Origin of the sequence: Sphingomonas colocasiae, assembly GCF_019880585.1 — a bacterium.
Lineage (GTDB): Bacteria > Pseudomonadota > Alphaproteobacteria > Sphingomonadales > Sphingomonadaceae > Sphingobium_A > Sphingobium_A colocasiae.
This window is the reverse complement of record NZ_JAINVV010000001.1, coordinates 179,159-198,271: the sequence shown is the minus strand read 5'-3', so window position 1 is coordinate 198,271 and position 19,113 is coordinate 179,159. Positions and strand designations below refer to the sequence as shown.

The following is a 19,113-nucleotide window of genomic DNA, read 5'->3' as shown; positions in this document are numbered from 1 at the left end:
GGCGATCATGATTTTTCGGTTAGGATTCGGTGGCTTTCGCGGCTCCCGAGAGCTGACGGCTGTAGAGCCAGCCGATGCCGATCAGGCTGAAGCCGAGCGCCACGAAGGATCCGATGCGCAGCAGCCCTTCCAGCCCCGACGCATCACGCAGGAACACCTTCAGCACCGCCGCCAGCATCAGCACCAGCGAAGCGATCCGCCAGTCGCGCCCATTGCTGCGGATGCCCCACAGCAGGAAGCCGATGGCCAGCGCGATCGCCACGATCGATCGCATGATATCCTCGAAGCCGGTCAGCCCCGGCGCGGTCAGCACGGTGCCGACAAAGGCCTGGCGCAGCGTGGCATAGGCGAACAGGACGATCAGGATCATGTGCAGCACGCGTATCGCCGGCTCGAAACGCCCCATCGTCGCGGGCGCCAGGCCGGCAAGCAGCCACAGGCCGGCAGGCACCAGCGCGAATGCCGGGATCAGCCAATTGACGATGGGAATGGCCCCCACCGCTTGGTCCTGCCACAGCGGATTGTGCAGCAGCAGCGTATAGGCAAGCGCATGGAGCGTGCCCGCCGCGATCACGCCGATCGCAATCGGACGCGCTTCCGCACGACGCGACAGCGCCCAGCCCCCGGCCAATAGCAGGCCCGCCCAGATGCAACGCTCGGCAAGGCCGGTGGCGGTGAAATCGCCGCCGGCGACTGCCGCGAAACCGATGCGATAAAGGCTGTGAACCGCCATCAGCGCCGGCACCGCGATCGTCGAAGCCGCGACGATCGTCGCGCGCCGCGACAGCAAAGCGCGGCCATGCCAAAGCGCGACGCCGGCAAGTACGGCAGGCGCCAATAGTCGCTCAAGCACCGACGAGATCGAAAGCAGCGCCGCATCGATCACCATCGGCAGGCCGCCGAGCGACAGCAGCGCCGCGCCCGACCAGGTCGCGGCCGGCTCCGCCACCCAGAGCATCGCGACCAGCGCGAACATGCCACTGGCGGGTGCGAGCGCCATCCAGCCAGACCGCCGCGCCAGCGCGGACAGTCCGACAAGTCCGGCCGCGGCGGTCGTCGGCAGCACCGCCGCCGGCAGCAATTGCGCCAGCGCGCCATAGGCGAACACCGCCGCAAGCCCCTGCCCCGTCATCCGGATCGCCGGAGTCCGGGCGCGGATCGCGAAGAGCAAGCCGAGTGCGGCAACCGCCGCCCAGCGCAGCAGCGACAGCGGATCGATCGCCGGATCGCCGGCGCCGCCCAGCCTGAGCCACTCGTCATAGGGGCGATCGCCGGTGATCGAGAGCAAGGCCGGCGCGCCGAGCGCGATCACGCCGGCAAGCGCCTCTATCCGCGGATCGGCCTTCCGCATGCCGGCCAGGAACAGGCCGAGCACGGCAATACCCAGTGCCAGCGGCATCGCCCAGCCCGGTGCGACCTGCGCAAGCGCGCCATAACCGAGCAGCGCCGCGACCAGATAGCCGCACAGCCGGATCGGCCTGACCGCAGCACGCGCGGCGAACAGCGCGAACAGCGCGCCCAAGCCCAGCCAGCGGGCAAGGCCCTGGATATCGACGCCACGCGCATCGACGCCGGCCAGCCGCACCACCTCCCCGATCGCGCCGGGATCGCTGGCGAACAGGATCGGCAGCGTCGCGGCGGCGAAGGCGGCGGCGACCGGCTCCAGCCGGGCATCGCGCGCGCGCGCGCCCAGCAGCAGCATCGCGGCGGCGATCACGGCGACGCCGAAGGGAAGCGCCCAATAAGGCAGGATCAGGGCCAACGCGCAGGCAAGCAGAAAACCCGCGCCGGTCGCCAACAGCGCAAACCGCGCATCCATCAGCCGTTCGGGCTTGTTCCAGCCCAGCCCGGCGCCCAGCGCGGAGACCGCAGCGCCAAGCGTCGCCAGCAAGGCGAGCGCGCCATCGATGCTGCCATCGTGACGATAGAAGTGGAGCGCCGTCAGCGCCGGGATGGCGAGCGACAGCGCCGCGAGTTCGAGCGCCCGCTGGAAACGCGGCGGATCGCGCCACAATTTCAGCAGCAGCGGCGCGCCATGGATCAGCGCCATCGCGCCGCCGATCATAGCGAACCAGCCGGCATCGGGATCGGGCCAGACGGCCAGCAACAGCGCGGAAAGACCCAGGCCGATGCTCGGCACGATCTCGAAGCCACGTTCGCGCCAGCTCAGCCACTGGCCGGCGATCGCGATCAGCGCGAACAGCCCCCAGTTGAGCGGCGTGAAGCCGCCGACCGCGACGAGCAGCGCGAGCTGGCCCGCACCCACCAGCGCGGTCAGGCTGCGCAGGGTGGTCGCGCGCGGCCCGGCAAAGGCCAGCAACGGCATGCCCAGCGCGAGCAGCATCACCAGCACGCCCACCGAAAGCGAGGACGCCAGATCGAGCGCGCCGTTCAGGATCAGCAACAGGCTCCAGCCCGCGCCACCCAACAGCGCGCTGACGCCGAGCCATGCCCAGCGCTTCATTCGCGACACGGCGGTCAGGCCACCGATGGTGAGCGCGAGATAGGTGGAGAGCAATGGGATGTCGGGCTGCGCGCTGCCCACCAGCGCGGGCGTGGCCAGGCCGCCGGCAAGCCCCAGCAGAGCGCTGGGCGCGCCGAAACGGATCGACAGCGCCAGCGCGCCGGCGGTGATCAGCGCCATGCCGATAAAGGCCGCCACCGGCCCGATCAGGCCATAGCCGTTGCTCGCCATCAGCACGCTCGCATAGAGCGTCGCCAGGCCCGCCCCCGACAATGCCTGGCGCACGCGATCGTCGCGCACCTTGGCTTCGGCGCGAAGCGCGGCTTCCGCTCCGCCGATCAGCGCGGTGCCGAACAACAGCCCACAGACGACCCGGACCCAGGGCGCGAAGAAACCCGCATCGATCGCGAGCTTGACGATGAAGACGCCGGCGATGGCCAGCGTGATCCCGCCCGCCCAGATCGGCAGGCGGCGACCGAACAGATCCTCGAAATTGATCGACAGGCCGCGCGGCTGCGCGGGCGCATCATCCGCCCCGGCGCGCGCGGCAGCGGCAATCGCCTCCGCCGGTGCTTCGGAAACAGCGGCGTCAGTCGCGGACTCCGCAGGTTCATGCGTTTCAGGCTCGGGGGGAAGGTCGCTCCGGATGACATCGGCCACCGGCACATCCAGCGCGGCGCGACGATGAACGATGCGCGCCGGCCTGCGCTTCACCGGCATTTCGGCCTCAACCGGCGCGGGCGGTTGAGGAAGCGGTTCGGCAATCTCGGGCGGCGGCGCCGCAGCCTGTACGGGCATGTCCGCGGCGTCCATCGGCATGAGGCCCCGTCGCATCACTGCATCCGTCGGATTCGCCGCATCCGTCACACGCTCGGGAGAAGCCTCACGCCGACCATCCTCCAGGATATGGATCCGCTGCTCCAGGCGAGACAATCTGCTGCGCATGTTCAGGATCAGCGCGAAACACACGATCAGCACGATGGCGACGAACACGGCAATTCTCCCCGATGCGGACGGTCGTGATAGCGATTAATTTATCAATGTTCAATTAAATTATTAGACAACGTTCAATTGGCCTTTTATGGCTTCCCGCAAGGATGTTTTCGCTGGGGGAGCAACGGACGATGGCGCGATCTTTCCTCGACAATCTGGCCCGCGATCTCGAAGCACCGATCGAGGCGCGCGGTTTCGGCAGCGGATGGTTCTCCGGCTTTTTCGGCATCGTGCTGGCGATCGCCGGTCTCAGCTTCGTGGCGGCCCTGCGCTGGCCCGAATTCTTCGCAATGCCCGAACTGGAAGCGGTGCGGAACTGGGCGGGCTTCCGCACGCTGATCCATGTCACCCTGCTCACCAGCTATGCGCTGGCCTTGCTCAGCCTGCTGCTCCGCCCGCGCAAGGCGATCGGCATGACCGCGCTCGTCATCGCGCTGGGCGCCACCATCCTGGGGGGGGCCAGTGTCCAGCCCGAAGAGACGCGCAGCTGGGGCATCTTCTTCGGCGTCGATTTCTTCGCGATCAACATGATCGCCACCGGACTGATGTTCGCGCCGATCGAGCGGATCTTCCCGCACAATGCCAAACAGCGGCTGTTCCGCATCGAATGGCGGGAGGACCTGTTCTATTATCTGATCAGCTCGATGCTGGTGCAGCTCATCACCTTCCTCGCGCTCGCCCCGTCCACCTTCGTGATGGCGAAGACGGGCAATCTGGCGGAGATGCGCGCCTGGGTAGGCGCGCTGCCCTGGCTGGTACAATTCGCGCTCGCGATGATCCTGACCGATCTGGCGCAATACTGGTTCCACCGGCTGTTCCACCGCGTGCCGTTCCTGTGGGGCTTCCACGCGGTCCATCATTCGGCCAAGTCGATGGACTGGCTGGCCGGCGCGCGCATGCATTTCGTCGAGATCATCCTGCTGCGCGGCGTCACCTCCCTGCCCCTGCTCACGCTTGGCTTCGCGCCGTCGGTGATGCAGGCCTATATCGGCATGGTCTATATCTATGCGTCGCTCGTCCACGCCAATCTGCGCGGCGACTTCAACGGGCTCGGCCGCTGGCTGGTCACGCCGCGCTATCATCACTGGCATCATGCGATCGAGGCGGAGGGCGTTGACAAGAATTTCGCGATCCATTTCCCGCTGCTCGATCGGCTGTTCGGCACCTATTATTTCCCGGACAATAAATGGCCGACCGGTTACGGCGTGCCCGAGGCGGTGCCCAAGGGTTATCTCGCCCAGCTCAAATATCCCTTCGTGCGCAAGGGCAGCTGACCATGGGCCGGCGTTCGGACCATAGCCGCGAGGAATTGCGCGACATGATCATCTCGGAAGGGCATCGTCAGCTCGCCGAGACCGGCTATGCGCGCTTCTCCGCGCGTGAGGTGGCCAAGCGCATCGGCTATTCGATCGGCACGGTCTATAATGTGCTCGGCTCGCACGACCAGTTGATGCTCGCGATCAACGGGCTGACGCTCGACCGCTGGCAAGGCCATCTGGAAGCGCGGCTGTCGGCGGAGACCGAGAACCGCCTGCACCGCGCGATCCAGGCCTATTTCGAGTTCGCGATCCTCAACCGCAATCTGTGGACCGCGCTCTACGATTTCCGCCTGCCCGAAGGCGAGGAGATGCCGGATTATTACCAGCAGAAGGTGCGCGATATCACGCAGATCGTGATCGCGGAGATCGCGACGGTGCTCCCGCCCGCCCATGCCGACCGCGCCGCGCCCCTCGCCCGCTCGCTGCTCGCCTGCGTCCACGGCCATTGCTTCTTCACGCTCAACGGCACCTTCCGCCTGCTCGGCGAAACCGACCCGCTGGAAGCCGCCTATGCCCGTGTCACCGACGCGATCGCGGCCTGCTCGGATTGACGGAGCCCGAGGCAGCGATAGCGGCACGCCCCTTTCCGCCCAGGACGCCGCCGCCGAGCGCGTCGATCAACAGCATCCTGTCGGGCCTGAGCGACCGCCTTCGCGTGAACGGCCCCTCCCGATAGCAGCATCGCCATCCGCACCCGGGAGTCCCTGATACCAGGATGCAGGGATGCTGACGCATCCGCACGCCGGAACGCTCAAGCGCATCCCGGTATGGGCCGGGATGTATCGATCACGGTCATGCCATGCTGCCGATCGGCCGGAGGCGCAGTTCCTCCAGTCGTCGATAGGCTTCGGCAAGATGTTCGTCCGCAGCAGTCCGGACCGCCGCCGTCGCAACGCGTTGCTTGTCTTCGGAATCGCGGCTGAACGCCTGCAAAGGCGCCTTGGCATCCCGCCCGCTCGCCGCCTGCAACCTTGCCCGCGCATCGCCATCGGGCTCGATCCCGAAATGCGGCAATATCTGCGCCTCCACAGCACCCGGCAAGGCATCGTAGTTGATCAGCAATCCTCCGCCCAGCGCCTGATGCTCGATCGCCGCTTCCGCAATTTTCGCCAGCACGCGGGCGGCATAGTCTTCCACCGGCATATTCTGTCCATCGACGATTCCGAAATCGTCGACGAATGCGCCGGCGACCGTCTGAACGCCACGCATGCGCATATGCGACACCAGGATCTCGACCGGGTCTCGATAGAGGAAAACCCAGGGTGTGTCGGGAAAGGCCAGCCGCAGCAAGGGCAATTCCAGGGTGTGCCAGCAGTCGAGCTTGACGACGTAATGTCGTGCTCCCCCCGTCCGGTCCCGGCCCAGCGCGCCGACCATCGCCCGTAGAACCTCGACACGAAGCTCGACGGGCACGTCGGCCCGGACGCGGGCCCATTGGATCACGTCGTCGAGCGGCGGCGGCTCCGACAGGACGATCATGCCGTCCATCGCTCCCAGCATCTGCGCCGCAAGCGTCGAACCGCAGCGAGACAGATGAAATATGAAACCGTCGGGAACCGGTAGATCGTCGTGCGGGGCGTTCTTCGCAAAACTGGAAAGCAGTGTCCGATACCGCATCAGCCGATTGATCGGCAGCGGGCGAGCACGCAGCAGCGAATCCATGAAAAAGGATTCGGTCAGGCGACGGCCGGCGAAATGAACCCATTCCACAACCAGTTCCGGGCCACCCATGACAGCCGCCGAAGGCAGCCATTGCGGGTCCGGCCAGGCGCTCCAGCGCGGTGGTGCCGCGTCGAACCGCGCCAGATCGATCGGGCCGGACATCAAGGCGCGGCGCACATCGGCGGTCGAAAGCGGAATGCCTTGCGCCGCCGCGACCTCGACCACGGCAGCGGCGAAGACGCTATCGTCATGAATTGAAGCAAGGTGCTGCAACAGCGCGGGGTTACCGATGGCATGATCGCGAAAACGATCGAGCGACATCGCCGCCTCGTCGATATCGATGCTGGCTGACATGGATCGCGAACGCCACCTTTCCAATCGCGCGAACGGCCGATAATCTGGCGAATAGGGCAATCGCCCTTGCCAGGAACGCCCGCCTATCATGCTCATTGTGCCGCAACAATCCGACCACGGCCACGCCGACCGACTGCGCCTGCCGCTTTCGTTCGACGTCGCGCGACTGCGCGAGGACCTCCAGCGGCTCGAGCACAATGTGTGGACCCGCCATTTCGTACCGCAGAATTTCGAAGGCGACTGGAGCGTTCTGCCGCTACGCTTCGCCAAGGGCGAAACCCATCCGATCCGGATGATCTACTCCGATCCCACCGCGACCGAATTCGTCGACGGCCCCAATCTTTCGGCCTCCCCCTATCTGGCCGAGGTGCTGGCGGCGTTCGACTGCCCTCTCCGTGCCGTTCGGCTGATGCGATTGACCCCGGGTTCGGTGATCAAGGAGCATGAGGATCATGATCTTGCCGCGGATTGGGGCAAGGCGCGGATCCATATCCCGATCACCACCAATCCCGACGTGGAGTTCATGCTCAACGGCATCCCTGTCGCGATGCTTCCCGGCGACGCCTGGTATCTGCGGCTTTCCGATCCGCACCGGGTCGCCAATCGCGGAACCGAAGACCGCGTCCATCTGGTCATCGATTGCGATATGAGTGACTGGCTGGAGCGCATGCTGTGCATGGCCGCTCAGGAAGGTGAACGCCTCGGCGCAGGCCTTTATCCAAGATCATAGCTCACCCGCAGCCGTCCCTTCTTGCTGCGGATCGCCGTCACATTGAGATCGGCCAGTTCCGCCGTGCTCGAAACATGTAGCCCGCCACACCCCACCGGCGTGAAATCGCCGATCGCCAGCGCACGGGAAGCCTGGGGATCGCCGACGACACGGACGGGAAGTCCCGCCGACACCAGTTCGACGATCTTGGCAGCCAGATCGTCTTCGAACGCTTCGTCAATCGCCACGGCGCCTTCGAACTCGACACGCGCCTCGCCCTTCCAGTGATGGCCCGCCACCGCATGCAGGCCCGGCCGGATCGCCTGGACGGCATCGGCGAGCAGATGCCCGGCGCTGTGCAGTCGCGCGCCTTCGCGGCGATGCTCTGGATCGACCGCGATCTCGATCACGTCGCCGACCGCAAGCCCCTCGACGCTCTCGACGAAATGGTCGACCTCTCCCTCCGCCGCGTGGCGCGTGTCGATCACGCGCGCGGGGCCGATCCGCCCCCTGTCGCCACGCTGGCCGCCGCCCTGGGGATGGAACAAGGTGGTGTCGATGCGGATATGCGGCGCGGGCTCCGTCCCGATGGCGGTGATGGTCGCGGTGCCGGTCAGGGCATCGGACGCGAGATAGGCTTTGAGTGTCATGGCGCCATGATATCGCGCACGGTCGCGGCGGTGAAGCCGCCAAGCACGATGATCAGCCGCGCGCGGCGACGATCGGATCGGGCGCGCTCGTCACCGGCGCCGCGCCTTGCTCCACCGGCGCGGTCTCGTTGTAGCGGACGAGCGCCAGCCCTCCATGCCGGCCATGCGCAAGATCGAAACGATATTCGGTGACGCCGCAATTGGCGACGTCACCGGCGCGATCGATTTCGAGAATCCGTGCCTCGTCCAGCGTCTCTATGATGTAGCGCAGGCACAGCACCACCACCTGATGCGCGACGATCATCACGCGCATGCCCGCATAATGGAGCGAAACGGTATCCATCAGCGATCGCAGCCGCAGGATCACGTCCGCCCAGCTCTCGCCGCCGGGCGGGCGGTGGTAGAATTTGCCCAGCACGCTCCTGAAATGCGATTGATCGGGGAATTGCGCGGCGATGCCGGCATGGGTCAACCCGTCCAATATGCCGAATTCCTTCTCACGCAGCCGCTCGTCCAGACAAATCGCTTCATCCGCGTCGCAGCCACCCGCCGCGCGGAACGCCTGCGCCGTTTCGATCGCGCGCAGATAGGGGGAAGACAGCATCACCTCCGGCAGGCCATGCGCGTCGCCGCGCGCGAACCAGCGCCCGAGCGCCTCGGCCTGCTCGCGCCCCAACGCGGAAAGCGGCACATCAACGTCCCGTCCCTCGATCGCGATCCGGAGATCCCCGGCGGCATCGGCCGCGTCGCGCGCGACATTGCCCGCGCTCTGCCCGTGCCGGACGATCCAGAGTGTCGCGGGCCAGCGTCCGGCATCCGGTCGGTTCACGTCTGTCGCTCCGTTGATCATCACAGGCAATAACGCCGCCCGGCCACCTGGTATCCGTCCATCAATGGCGGAGAATGCCGGGCCGGCCCTCCTAGCTTCCATGGGGAGGTATGGTGTGATGAAGCGTCTGCGTATCGCGTCGGTTGCGTTGTTGATGGTGCCTGTTCCGGCGCTGGCCGATGGTCCGCCCACCCCCGCCCCCGCGATCGCGGTGCCGCCGATCGGCTTCACCCAGCGCACGCTGCCCAACGGCTTGCGCCTGATCGCCTCGCGCGATCCCAAGGCGGCGTCGGCGGCGGTCTATGTCTTCTACGATGTCGGCCAGCGCGACGATCCCGTACGGCGCGGCGGCTTCGCGCATCTGTTCGAACATCTGATGTTCAAGACGACGCGCAACCTGCCCCAGGGCGCGCAAAGCTATATGACGTCACTGGGGCTGCGCGCCAACGCCTCGACCCTGTGGGATTTCACCATCTACAATATGAGCGGCCCTGCCGATCAGCTCGAACGGATGCTGTGGATCGAAGGGGAGCGGATGCGCAACCTGGTGATCGACGAGCCCGCCTATGTCTCCGAACGCAATGTCGTGAAGGAGGAATTGCGCCAGCGCATCTTCACCCAGCCCTATGGTCGCATCCTCTACACACTGATCCCCGGCTTCGCCTTTTCCACGCATCCCTATGCCCGCCCGATCGGCGGCACCGCCGCAGATCTCGATCGCGCCGGCCTGGCCGAGGTCCGCGCCTTCCATGAAGCCTATTACCGGCCCGACAATGCGATCGTCGTCGTCGTCGGCAATTTCGATCCCGCGACGCTCGATCGCTGGGCCGATCGCCATCTGGGCGGCATCCCCCGTCCGACCGCCGCGATCCCGAGAGACACGCGCGACGAGGCGCCGCGCACCGCGCCCGCCACCGTCGACGCCTATGCGCCCAATGTGCCGCTGCCCGCGCTGATCGCCGCCTGGCGCGCGCCCGCCGCGCGAGATCCCGATCGCGCGGCGCTGCTGCTGATCGACGCGCTGCTCACTGGAGGTCCGGCGGCACGGCTCAACCGCGTGCTGGCGAACGAGAAGAAGCTGGCGTCGAGCGTCATCAGCTACAATCTGCCCGCGCGCGACGGCTATGCCTATGCGCTGTTCGTCACGCTGGCGGACGGTGTAAAACTGGCCGACACGCAGGCAGCGCTCGATGCCGAGCTCGACCGGCTGCGCACCGCGCCGCTCGACCAGGCCGAGCTGGATCGCGTGCGCAATGCGATATTGGGAAGCGCACTTGCCGGGCGCGAAACCGTCGACGGGCGTGCCTATGCGCTGGGCGAAGCCGCGATCCTCACCGGCAGCGCGGCATCCGACGATGCCCTCCTCTCCGCGATCCGCGCGATGACGCCCGCCGATGTCCGGCAGGCCGCCGTACGGCTGTTCCCCGCCGAACGCCGCGTCACCATCCGCTATCAGGACGAAAAGGCGCGGCCGGCGGGTTATGTCGGCGATCGTCCGGCCAATGCCGCCGCCGTCGATGCCATGGGCACGGTCGTTCCCCCCGCGATGCGCCCGCCCGCCACGATCGCGGCGGAGGGTGAGCGCGAAACCGCGCCATCGGCGGGCATCGCCGTCGCACGCTCTGTTCCGGCGATCCTCGATCGCCGCCTGCCCAACGGCCTGAGGCTGGTCACGGCGCGATCGAGCGACCTGCCGCTGGCGACGCTCGAGCTGATCGTTCCCGGCGGCGATGCGGCCGATCCGGACGGGCGCGCGGGGCTGGCCGACATCACCGCCGCGCTTGTCATGCGCGGTGCCGCCGGGCGCGATGCCGCAGGCTTCACATCCGCGCTCGATGCGCTCGGCGCCAGCCTGGTCGCGACCGCGCAGCCCGATGCGACGACATTGCGGCTGACCGCGCCCACCACCAATATCGCGGCGGCGGGAGCATTGCTCGCCGACGCCGTTCTGCGCCCCATACTCGCCCCCGCCGAGCTGGATAGCGAGCGCAAGAAACAGCTCGCCGCGCTGCAACTGGCACAAAAGCATCCGATGCAGACGGGGCTGCGCGCCTTGCAACAGGCGGTGTTCGCGGGAACGCCCTATGCATCGCTGCCGACACCCCAGTCTCTCGGCACTATTTCGGCAAGTGACGTCAGGGCGTCACACGCCGCCTGGCGCCCCGATGGCGCGACATTGATCGTCACCGGGTCACTGTCCGGCGTCGAGGCCGAAGCACTGGCCAGTCGTTTGTTCGGCGGCTGGCGCGGCGACAAGGCTCCGGTGGCCCGCACGCCGATCCCCACCGCTACCGGTCCGCGCATCGTTGCGGTCGACCTGCCCGGCGCCGGGCAGAGCGCGGTACTTGCCGGCTATCGCCTGCCGCCGCGCGGCGATGCCGCTTTTCGCGGCGTCGAACTGGCGAGCGTGATCGTCGGCGGTGGATCGCAGGCCTGGCTCTCGCAGGAGATCAGGCAGAAGCGCGGGCTCAGCTATGGCGCGGGCAGCGAGATCACCATGCGCGCGGGCGGCGGGCAATTGCTCGCCGCATCGCAGACCAAGAACGAGTCCGCGCCCGAGGTCGTCGATCTGATACTGGCACAGTTCGGCCGGCTGGCCACCGACATGCCCGCGCCGGCGCAGCGCGACGAACGCGCGCGTTTCCTCGCCAATATGCGCGCCACTCAGTCCGAACGCACCGCCAGCCTGGCCGATTATCTGGCGACGCTGGTGATCACCGGGACGCCGCTGACGGAGGCGACACGTGAATTGTCCGGCCCGATCGCGGTGACCGACGCGCAACTGGCCCGGGCGACCGCCCTGCTCGCGCCGAGCAATGCCGACATCGTCGTGGTGGGCGATGCGAAACAGTGGATCGATACGCTGCGGAAGCGGTTTCCGGTAATTGAGTTTGTGAGCTCAAATACTCTAACAACCAACTGATAAACCTACTGTCATTCGCGCGCATGCGCGGGAATGACAGTAGGTTTCAAATCCCAGGCACCGGCACTTCGGTCGTGTATTTGATCTGCTCCATCGCGAAGGACGAGCTGACATCGTGGATAACGATGTTCGCGATCAACTTCTTGTAGATGCGGTCATAGTCGGCGATGTCGGCCGCCACCACCTTGAGCATATAATCGACCTCGCCACTCATTCTATAAAATTCAGTGACTTCTGGTATATTTCTGACATGTTCAGCGAACATGGTCAGCCAGTCGCGATCATGGCGGTTGGTGCGCACCGCCACGAAGATCGTCACCCCCAGTCCGATCGCCTCGCGGTTCACCAGCGCGACGGTGCCGGTGATGATGCCGCCCCCCTGAAGCCGCTTCACTCGATTCCAGCACGGCGTCGCCGACAGGCCGACGCGCGACGCCAGCTCGGCATTGGAGAGAGTCGCGTCGCGCTGAAGCTCGCGCAGGATGCGGCGATCGTGGCGATCGAGAGAAAGATTTTCCGAACGAGTCATGGGCGAGATAAATTTCCCTATGAAATGACGATTTCATCCGAAATCAGGAATCATTTCCGCCTCAGATGACGATAAATTCCTTCCAAGATCAAGTTTCGGAGGAAATCATGCACCTGCTCACCGATCACCCCGCCTCGGTCGGCGAGACCTATCTGGAGCATATGGGGCAGGCGACGAGCTTCGGCACGACGATGATCCTGGCGGGCATCGCCTGCCTGATCCACGGCCTGATCCCGGCGTGGTTCGTCTCGACCGGCAGCAAGACCATCAGCCGCCTGCACGACCGGATGGTGATCAATCGACGTCGCAAGGAAGCCAAGTAACCAATTATTTCTGCGTCATATAATACGGGGGGGGCGGCGCAACCGGCTCCAATTGCAACACCTGCCGGCCGGCGAGGCGCATCAACAAGGCGCCCAGCATCAGCCCGGCAAAATAGATGTTGGTGAAGGCATAGCGCCAGAGCATCCGGCGCGGCTCCTGAAGCAGTCGGTACAGCCATTCCAGGCCGATCCTCTGCATCCAGCGCGGCGCGCGGCGCACCGATCCGGCCAATATATCGATCGCGCCACCCACGCCCATGACGAAGGGCACGCCCAGCGCCGCGCCATGGCGAGCCAGGAATCGCTCCTTCCTCGGCGTCGGCATCGCGACGAACAGGCAGTCCGCGCCGCTCGCGCGGATCGCCGCGACGACATCCTCCTCCTCGGCGGCGGCGAAATAGCCGTCACGCATGCCGGCGAAGACCAGGCCGGGCCAGCGCAGCCTCGCCGCCGCGCTCGCGCGCTCCAGCATGTCTGCCCGCGCCCCCAGCACATAGGGCTTCAGCCCGCGCCGCGCGCATTCGCCGAACAACACCTCCATCAGATCGATGCCGGCGACGCGTTCGACATTGCGTGCGCCGAACAGGCGCAGCGCCAGCACCAGGCCCATGCCGTCGAGACCCACCATGTCGGCCGCCTCGATATCGCGGCGCAGTTCCGCGTTCCGCCGCATCTGGACGAACTTCGCGACATTGAGCGCGACATGCACGACCGGCGCCCGCCCGGTCATCGCCGCGACGGCGCGAGCGGCACTCTCGTCATGCGACAGCAGGTCGATGGGTGTGCCGAGCAGATAGACGCGCATCAGCGCCCTTCCCTTGCCATGGTCAGGCAGCGTCCGGAGACAACCCCTTGATCTCGCCGGGTTTGAGTTCTCGCGCCAGTGTGACGAACGAACGCTTCGCAATCTGTTCGAACCAGGGCATCCGAGACCGCCACGGCTTTTCATAGCCCGCGAAGACGGTCAGCCCCTCCATCGATGCCGAGATGAACAGCGCCAGCGTCTCGCGCTCGTCGGCGGGCAGCGCCGGATTGATCTCGGCGATGAGCTCGTTGAGCGAGACGCGCGCGCGATCGTACAATTCCTCCATGCGATCCTGAACGAAGGGGTCGTGGTTGGAGAGCACCCAGAGTTCAGGGAAGAAGCGCGTCGTCTTCTTCGTCGTGATATCCTCCAGGATCAGCGTCACCAGCTTTTCCAGCCGCTCCGCGGCGGTGGCGCCGGGCTCGTGCATGATCGCGTCGAACGAATCCTCATAGCTGCTGATCACCGCGTTCAGCAGTTCGCGAATCAGCTCGTCCTTCGACCGGAAATAATAATTGAGGTTGCCGACGTTCATCCCGCTCTCGGTGGCGATTCGGCGCAGCGTCAGCGCACCCGAACCATGTTCGACAAGCAGCGTGAGCGCGGCACGCAGGATCTGCTCGAAGCCATCCTGGCCACGGGCATAGCCGCCGTCGCGCGGTGCGATCTTCAGGTCGGGAACAATAAAATCGGTCAAAATCAGCAATCCTGACGTCCTGCTACCCGCGTCCGCATATTAGGACAAGCGATCAAATTTTGGCAATTGACTAATTTTGGACGTTCGTACAGATTTTAGCGACTCGGTCGGACAGGCCGGAGCCGGGAGGGAAACCCGGACAAGACAATGAGGGGAGTTCGCATGCGCCGCGCCGCCAGTCGCATCGCCATCGCCATGACCATCGCCGCCCTGCATGTCGCGGCGCCCGCGATCGCCGCCGATTATCCGCAGCCCCTGCCCGAGGAACCGGTGCCCGCCGTCGCGGTGCTGCCGGAGAAATATCCCGAAAGCTGGGTCTTCGTGCACGACCTGCATTTCAACAGCCTGCCCGACGGGCGTGTCGCCGTGGTCGATGTCGCGGCCGAAAACCGCAACGTGAAGGGCCAGATCCCCGCCGCGCAATTCGGCAACGTCCTGCCCGCGACGACGCGGCCGGAGATCCTGGTCGGCGAAACCTTCTTCTCGCGGCTCACCCGCGGCGAACGCACCGACGTGATCACGATCTGGGACGCGAAGACATTGTCGCCCAAGGGCGAGATCGTCCTGCCCGGCGGCAAGCGCGGCCTGTTCGTCACGCTCAAGAACAGCCTGCAATTCACCAACAACGAGAAATGGGCGTTGGTCTTCAACTTCACGCCCGGATCCTCGGTGACCGTGGTCGATCTGGACGCACGCAAGGTCCTTTCGGACATCGATCTGCCGGGCTGCTCGCTCGTCTATCCCACCGGGCCGCGCGGTTTCACCTCGCTCTGCGCCGACGGCACGATGACGAGCATCGCACTGGATGCGGCAGGCCGGGCCGGCCCCACCGTCACCAGCAAGGTCTTCAACGACATCGACAAGGATGCGCTGTTCATGAGCCCCGCCATGGTGGGGCGCACCGCCTGGTTCGCCAGCTTCACCGGCAATATCCGGGGCATCGACTTTTCCGGTGCGGCGGCGCGCGACCTGGGCATGTTCGAGATCGCGAAGCCCGCAGGCGGCGATCCGGAATGGCGGCCCGGCGGCTGGCAGGTGATCACCGCCGACAAGGCCGGGCTGCTTTATGTGCTGATGAACCCGCACGGCAAGGAGGGCAGCCACAAGGATGGCGGCACCGAAGCCTGGGTGATCGATCCGGTGAAGAAGGCGCTTGTCCGCCGCATCGCGCTCAAGAACCACAGCGTCTCGATCGAGGCGACGCAGCAGGCGAGCCCGTTGCTCGTCGCATCGAAGCCCGACGGTTCGCTCGACGTCTATGACGCGGCGACCGGCGCTTTCCAACGAACGATCGTCGGCGTGGTCCATGACCCGATGACGATGACGGCGGCGCGCTGATGGCCGGGATCGCCCAGGCCGCAGCCCTCTTCCTGGCGCTGGTCCTGGCCGCCGCCGCCGTCCACAAACTCGTGGCGCGCGACCGGCTGGCCGTGGCGACCGGCCGGCTGACCGGGCTTGCACCGCCGCTCGCAGGCGTCGCGACGCTCGCCGCCGCCGCCGTCGAGGCCGCCGCCGCGATCGCGCTGGCGTTGCCCCCTGCCCGCCCGATCGGCGCGCTGCTCGCCGCCGCACTCTGGACCGTCTATGGCGTGGCGCTGCTCGCGGCGCGCCGGCGCGGCGAAAGCGCGTTCGATTGCGGCTGCGGCTTCGCCGTACAGCGCAAGCCCGTCGACGGCTTCACCATCGCCCGCCCCTTCGGCTTGGCGCTGATCGCCGCGATCGTCGCGCTGCTGCCGACAACGCCCGTGCCGATCGTCGAGCCCGTCTTCGCCGCGCTCGCGCTCTACGCCTTGTTCCTCGCCGCCGGCGAGATCGCCGCCCTGCCCGCCCAGCCTTCCAACCGGAGCCTTGCCCGATGAGCAGCCTGTTTCTCGCTTCGCAGATCTTCCTCTGGATCGCCGTCGGCGTGCTCGGCGTGCTCGTCGCGGCGCTCGCCCGCCAGGTCGGCGTGCTCCATGAACGCATCGCCCCCGCCGGCGCGCTGACCCTGCATCAAAAGGTCAATGTCGGCGATGCCGGCCCCAGCATGACGCTGACCGCGCTCGACGGCGCGAAAGTGGCGATCGGTGGCACCCGCCCCGGCCGCAGCCAGTTGCTGTTCTTCCTCTCGCCCGATTGCCCGGTCTGCAAGACGCTGCTGCCGATCATCCGTTCGGCCAATGGCGCGGAGAGCGACTGGCTCGATATCGTGTTGGCCAGCGACGGCGAGGCCGCCGCGCACCGCCGGCTGGTGATGGCCGAGAATCTCGCGGGCTTCCCCTATGTTCTGTCCGAGACGCTCGGCCGGCAACTGGGCGTCTCCAAGCTGCCCTATGCGGTGCTGCTCGACGAAACCGGCCGCATCGCCTCGCTCGGCCTCGTCAACAATCGCGAACATCTCGAAAGCCTGTTCGAGGCCAAGGAACGCGGCGTCGCATCCATCCAGCAATTCCTGGCCCGGCGCTGAGCGCCCGAGAGCCGATCACCAGAGGGGGATCACCATGTCGCATCTCGACAGTTTCGCCGAACGGATGACGCGCAAGGTGGCGCGATCGACGTCGCGCCGCAGCCTGCTCACCCTGATCGGCGGCGCGATCACCGGCGCCGCGACGCTGCCCGTGTTGCCCGTCTCGCGGGCCCAGGCGCAGAGCCATGGGGGCACGCCCAGTGGCATGGCGCCGCAGACCACCGGCAATCCGCAGGACCCGGGCGACCAGACTCAATGCGATTATTGGCGCTATTGCGCGATCGACGGCTTCCTGTGCAGTTGCTGTGGGGGTTCCGCGAGCACCTGCCCGCCGGGCACCGAGATGTCGCCGATCACCTGGATCGGCACCTGTCGCAACCCCGCCGACAACCGCGCCTATATCATCAGCTACAATGACTGCTGCGGCAAATCCTCGTGCGGGAACTGCCTGTGCAACCGCAATGACGGCGACCGGCCGATGGTGCGCCCGCAGGCGAACAACGACATCAACTGGTGCCTGGGCACCGAAAGCGCGATCTACAATTGCTCGACCGCGGTGATCCTGGGCGTGGCGGTGGACGAGAAATGATCCGCCGACTCCCCCCTCTTCTGGCGGCCGCGCTGCTCGCCGCCCCGGCGGCGGCGCAGACGGCGGACGGCGCCGCGATCTACAAGCGCTGCGCCGCCTGCCATCTCGCCACGGGCGCCGGCGTGCCGGGGGCCTTTCCACCGCTGCGCGCCGACATCCGCGCGCTCGCCGGGAAACCCGATGGCCGCCACTATCTGGTGCTGGTGGTGACCAAGGGCGTTTCCGGCCCGATCACCGTGGAAGGCAAGCCCTATCGCGGCGTGATGCCCGCCCAGGCAGGCCTGAACGATGCGCAGATCGCCGCCGTACTCAACCATGTGCTCGCCACATCCGCCAAGGGCGGAACCGCCAAGCCCTTCACCGCCGCCGAGGTCGCGCAGGTCAAGGCGGGCGCGGCCGGGATGACGCCCGCCGCGATCGGCAAGCTCAACGCGACGCTGACCACGAAATGAAATTGGCCACCGCCCTCGCGCTTCTCGCCGCCGGGGTGGCGGCAACCGGCGGCGTGGCGGCAGGCATCGCCATGCCCGGCGTCGAAAAGCCGGCGCGCGCGCACAGCAACTGGATCCTCAAATGCCAAGGCTGCCACCGCGCCGACGCGAGCGGCACGCCGCAGACGACGCCTGCGATGGCGGGCATCATCGGCACCTTCCTGAAAACGCCCGAGGGCCGCGACTACCTCGCGCGCGTGCCTGGCGTGGCGAGCGCGGCGCTGCCCGACGCCGAGCTCGCCGAACTTCTGAACTGGACGCTGCTGCGCTTCGATCCCGCGCGCGTCCCCAAGGATTTCAAGCCCTACACGCCGAATGAGGTGGGGCAATTACGCAGCAGGCCGCTCCGGACCGAGGCCGCACAGACGCGTGCGCGCATCCTGGCCGAAATCGCGAGCGGTGGGGGAACTGAATAAACAGGGGAGAAGAGAATGACCGTTTCCAGCCCGCGCACCGCCATGCGGATCGCCGCCCTGCTGCTTGCCGGCAGTTCCGGCGCGGCGATCGCCCAGGATGCAGCACCCGCCCAAGCGCAACCAGCCCCGGAGGAAATGGGTGCCGACATCGTCGTCACCGCCCAGAAACGCTCCGAACGGCTTCAGGAAGTGCCGATCTCGGTTTCGGCGATCGGCGGCGACGCGCTCCAGAAGCAGCGCGTCACCCAGGCCGACGAACTCGTCAGCAAGATCCCCAATCTCCAGCTCACCTCCACCGTCGGCGACAATACGCCGATCTTCGCGCTGCGCGGCGTCTCCATGTCCGACTACAGCCTCAACCAGGCCAGTCCGGTCGCGACCTATTATGACGAAGTCTACAAGGGCAATTTCGCGTTTCTGGGCGTCGCGATGTTCGATCTCGAACGCGTCGAAGTGCTGCGCGGGCCGCAGGGCACACTCTACGGCAAGAACACCACCGGCGGCGCGGTCAATCTGATCAGCCGCGCGCCGCGGCTGGGCGAGACCGAGGGCTATCTCGGCCTGGGCTACGGCAATTACAATCGCATGGAGCTGAACGGCGCGGTCAACGTGCCCTTGGGCGACATCGCCGCCGCGCGCGTCGCCATGACCGTCGCGCGTGCCGATGGCTGGTTCAAGAACCAGCTGCCCGGCCAGCCCGATCTGGCGAGCGTGCGCGAATATGGCGTGCGCGGATCCTTGCTGCTCGAACCGTCGGATGGCGTGCGCTTCGTCCTGCGTGCATCGACCAGCTATCAGAATCCCCGCAATTACGGCATTTATGCCCAGCCCGAAGCGGTCAACCGCCCCGGCCTCGGCCGCCGGCAGATCGAAGCCAATGTCACCGACCGGCGCCATGCCCGCACCTATTCGGT

At 66.6% G+C, this 19,113-nt stretch carries 18 protein-coding genes and 1 pseudogene; 12 read left to right on the top strand and 7 right to left on the bottom strand.

Going from position 1 to position 19,113, the window contains the following annotated elements:
* Positions 1-19: 19 nt before the first annotated feature.
* A complete protein-coding gene (locus K7G82_RS00890) occupies positions 20-3,457 on the bottom strand; it encodes a DUF2339 domain-containing protein (RefSeq protein ID WP_222987933.1) in 3,438 nt (1,145 codons plus the stop codon).
* Positions 3,458-3,588: 131 nt separating this feature from the next.
* Here K7G82_RS00890 and K7G82_RS00885 point away from each other — a divergent pair, with 131 nt between their 5' ends.
* Together K7G82_RS00885 and K7G82_RS00880 are read left to right on the top strand one after the other, a co-directional pair.
* A complete protein-coding gene (locus K7G82_RS00885; RefSeq protein ID WP_222987932.1) occupies positions 3,589-4,731 on the top strand; it encodes a sterol desaturase family protein in 1,143 nt (380 codons plus the stop codon).
* A gap of 2 nt (positions 4,732-4,733) precedes the next feature.
* On the top strand, positions 4,734-5,327 hold the full coding sequence (locus tag K7G82_RS00880; RefSeq protein ID WP_222987931.1) for a TetR/AcrR family transcriptional regulator: 594 nt from the start codon (positions 4,734-4,736) through the stop codon (positions 5,325-5,327).
* A 241-nt stretch (positions 5,328-5,568) separates the two neighbouring features.
* Here the strand turns inward: K7G82_RS00880 and K7G82_RS00875 are convergent, their stop codons facing one another.
* On the bottom strand, positions 5,569-6,792 hold the full coding sequence (locus tag K7G82_RS00875) for a sulfotransferase (protein WP_222987930.1): 1,224 nt from the start codon (positions 6,790-6,792) through the stop codon (positions 5,569-5,571).
* An 88-nt stretch (positions 6,793-6,880) separates the two neighbouring features.
* On the opposite strand from K7G82_RS00875, the gene K7G82_RS00870 reads away from it, so the two are divergent.
* Complete coding sequence (locus K7G82_RS00870; protein WP_222987929.1) at positions 6,881-7,522, top strand: aspartyl/asparaginyl beta-hydroxylase domain-containing protein; 642 nt, start codon at positions 6,881-6,883, stop codon at positions 7,520-7,522.
* Here the strand turns inward: K7G82_RS00870 and K7G82_RS00865 are convergent.
* On the bottom strand, positions 7,507-8,151 hold the full coding sequence (locus tag K7G82_RS00865) for an alanyl-tRNA editing protein (protein WP_222987928.1): 645 nt from the start codon (positions 8,149-8,151) through the stop codon (positions 7,507-7,509). The genes K7G82_RS00870 and K7G82_RS00865 overlap by 16 nt on opposite strands.
* Positions 8,152-8,203: 52 nt before the next feature.
* Positions 8,204-8,980, bottom strand: a complete 777-nt coding sequence (locus tag K7G82_RS00860) for a histidine phosphatase family protein (protein ID WP_343228497.1) — start codon at positions 8,978-8,980, stop codon at positions 8,204-8,206.
* Positions 8,981-9,098: 118 nt separating this feature from the next.
* On the opposite strand from K7G82_RS00860, the gene K7G82_RS00855 reads away from it, so the two are divergent.
* Positions 9,099-11,903 carry a M16 family metallopeptidase gene (locus K7G82_RS00855; protein WP_222987927.1) on the top strand — a complete coding sequence of 935 codons (2,805 nt, stop codon included), beginning with the start codon at positions 9,099-9,101 and terminating at the stop codon, positions 11,901-11,903.
* A gap of 46 nt (positions 11,904-11,949) precedes the next feature.
* On the opposite strand, the gene K7G82_RS00850 is transcribed toward K7G82_RS00855, so the two are convergent.
* Entirely contained in the window at positions 11,950-12,432 is a 483-nt protein-coding gene (locus tag K7G82_RS00850; protein WP_222987926.1) for an Lrp/AsnC family transcriptional regulator, read from the bottom strand.
* 107 nt (positions 12,433-12,539) lie between these two features.
* Here K7G82_RS00850 and K7G82_RS00845 point away from each other — a divergent pair, with 107 nt between their 5' ends.
* Positions 12,540-12,755: a DUF6356 family protein gene (locus tag K7G82_RS00845; RefSeq protein WP_222987925.1), complete on the top strand. Its 216-nt coding sequence runs from the start codon at positions 12,540-12,542 to the stop codon at positions 12,753-12,755.
* A 4-nt stretch (positions 12,756-12,759) separates the two neighbouring features.
* On the opposite strand, the gene K7G82_RS00840 is transcribed toward K7G82_RS00845, so the two are convergent.
* Positions 12,760-13,560, bottom strand: a complete 801-nt coding sequence (locus K7G82_RS00840) for a WecB/TagA/CpsF family glycosyltransferase (RefSeq protein WP_222987924.1) — start codon at positions 13,558-13,560, stop codon at positions 12,760-12,762.
* A 22-nt stretch (positions 13,561-13,582) separates the two neighbouring features.
* Entirely contained in the window at positions 13,583-14,257 is a 675-nt protein-coding gene (locus K7G82_RS00835) for a TetR/AcrR family transcriptional regulator (RefSeq protein WP_246623160.1), read from the bottom strand.
* Between the two features lie 162 nt (positions 14,258-14,419).
* Between K7G82_RS00835 and K7G82_RS00830 the strand changes: the two genes are divergently transcribed.
* From K7G82_RS00830 to K7G82_RS29630, 7 genes and pseudogenes are all read left to right on the top strand, one after another.
* Complete coding sequence (locus tag K7G82_RS00830) at positions 14,420-15,595, top strand: amine dehydrogenase large subunit (protein ID WP_222987922.1); 1,176 nt, start codon at positions 14,420-14,422, stop codon at positions 15,593-15,595.
* Positions 15,595-16,116 (top strand): MauE/DoxX family redox-associated membrane protein, encoded by a 522-nt coding sequence (locus tag K7G82_RS00825; RefSeq protein WP_222987921.1) that lies wholly within the window; start codon positions 15,595-15,597, stop codon positions 16,114-16,116. The genes K7G82_RS00830 and K7G82_RS00825 overlap by 1 nt, the downstream gene beginning before the upstream one ends.
* Complete coding sequence (locus tag K7G82_RS00820) at positions 16,113-16,703, top strand: redoxin family protein (protein WP_222987920.1); 591 nt, start codon at positions 16,113-16,115, stop codon at positions 16,701-16,703. Before K7G82_RS00825 ends, K7G82_RS00820 begins: the two co-directional genes overlap by 4 nt.
* A gap of 34 nt (positions 16,704-16,737) precedes the next feature.
* Positions 16,738-17,292: a methylamine dehydrogenase light chain gene (locus K7G82_RS00815; RefSeq protein WP_222987919.1), complete on the top strand. Its 555-nt coding sequence runs from the start codon at positions 16,738-16,740 to the stop codon at positions 17,290-17,292.
* Positions 17,289-17,744, top strand: coding sequence for a c-type cytochrome (locus tag K7G82_RS00810; RefSeq protein ID WP_222987918.1), 456 nt, complete (start codon positions 17,289-17,291; stop codon positions 17,742-17,744). Before K7G82_RS00815 ends, K7G82_RS00810 begins: the two co-directional genes overlap by 4 nt.
* Complete coding sequence (locus K7G82_RS00805; RefSeq protein ID WP_222987917.1) at positions 17,741-18,199, top strand: cytochrome C; 459 nt, start codon at positions 17,741-17,743, stop codon at positions 18,197-18,199. The genes K7G82_RS00810 and K7G82_RS00805 overlap by 4 nt, the downstream gene beginning before the upstream one ends.
* Before the next feature lie 15 nt (positions 18,200-18,214).
* A pseudogene (locus tag K7G82_RS29630) lies at positions 18,215-18,646 on the top strand (TonB-dependent receptor plug domain-containing protein); the annotation flags it as partial.
* Positions 18,647-19,113: the final 467 nt, after the last annotated feature.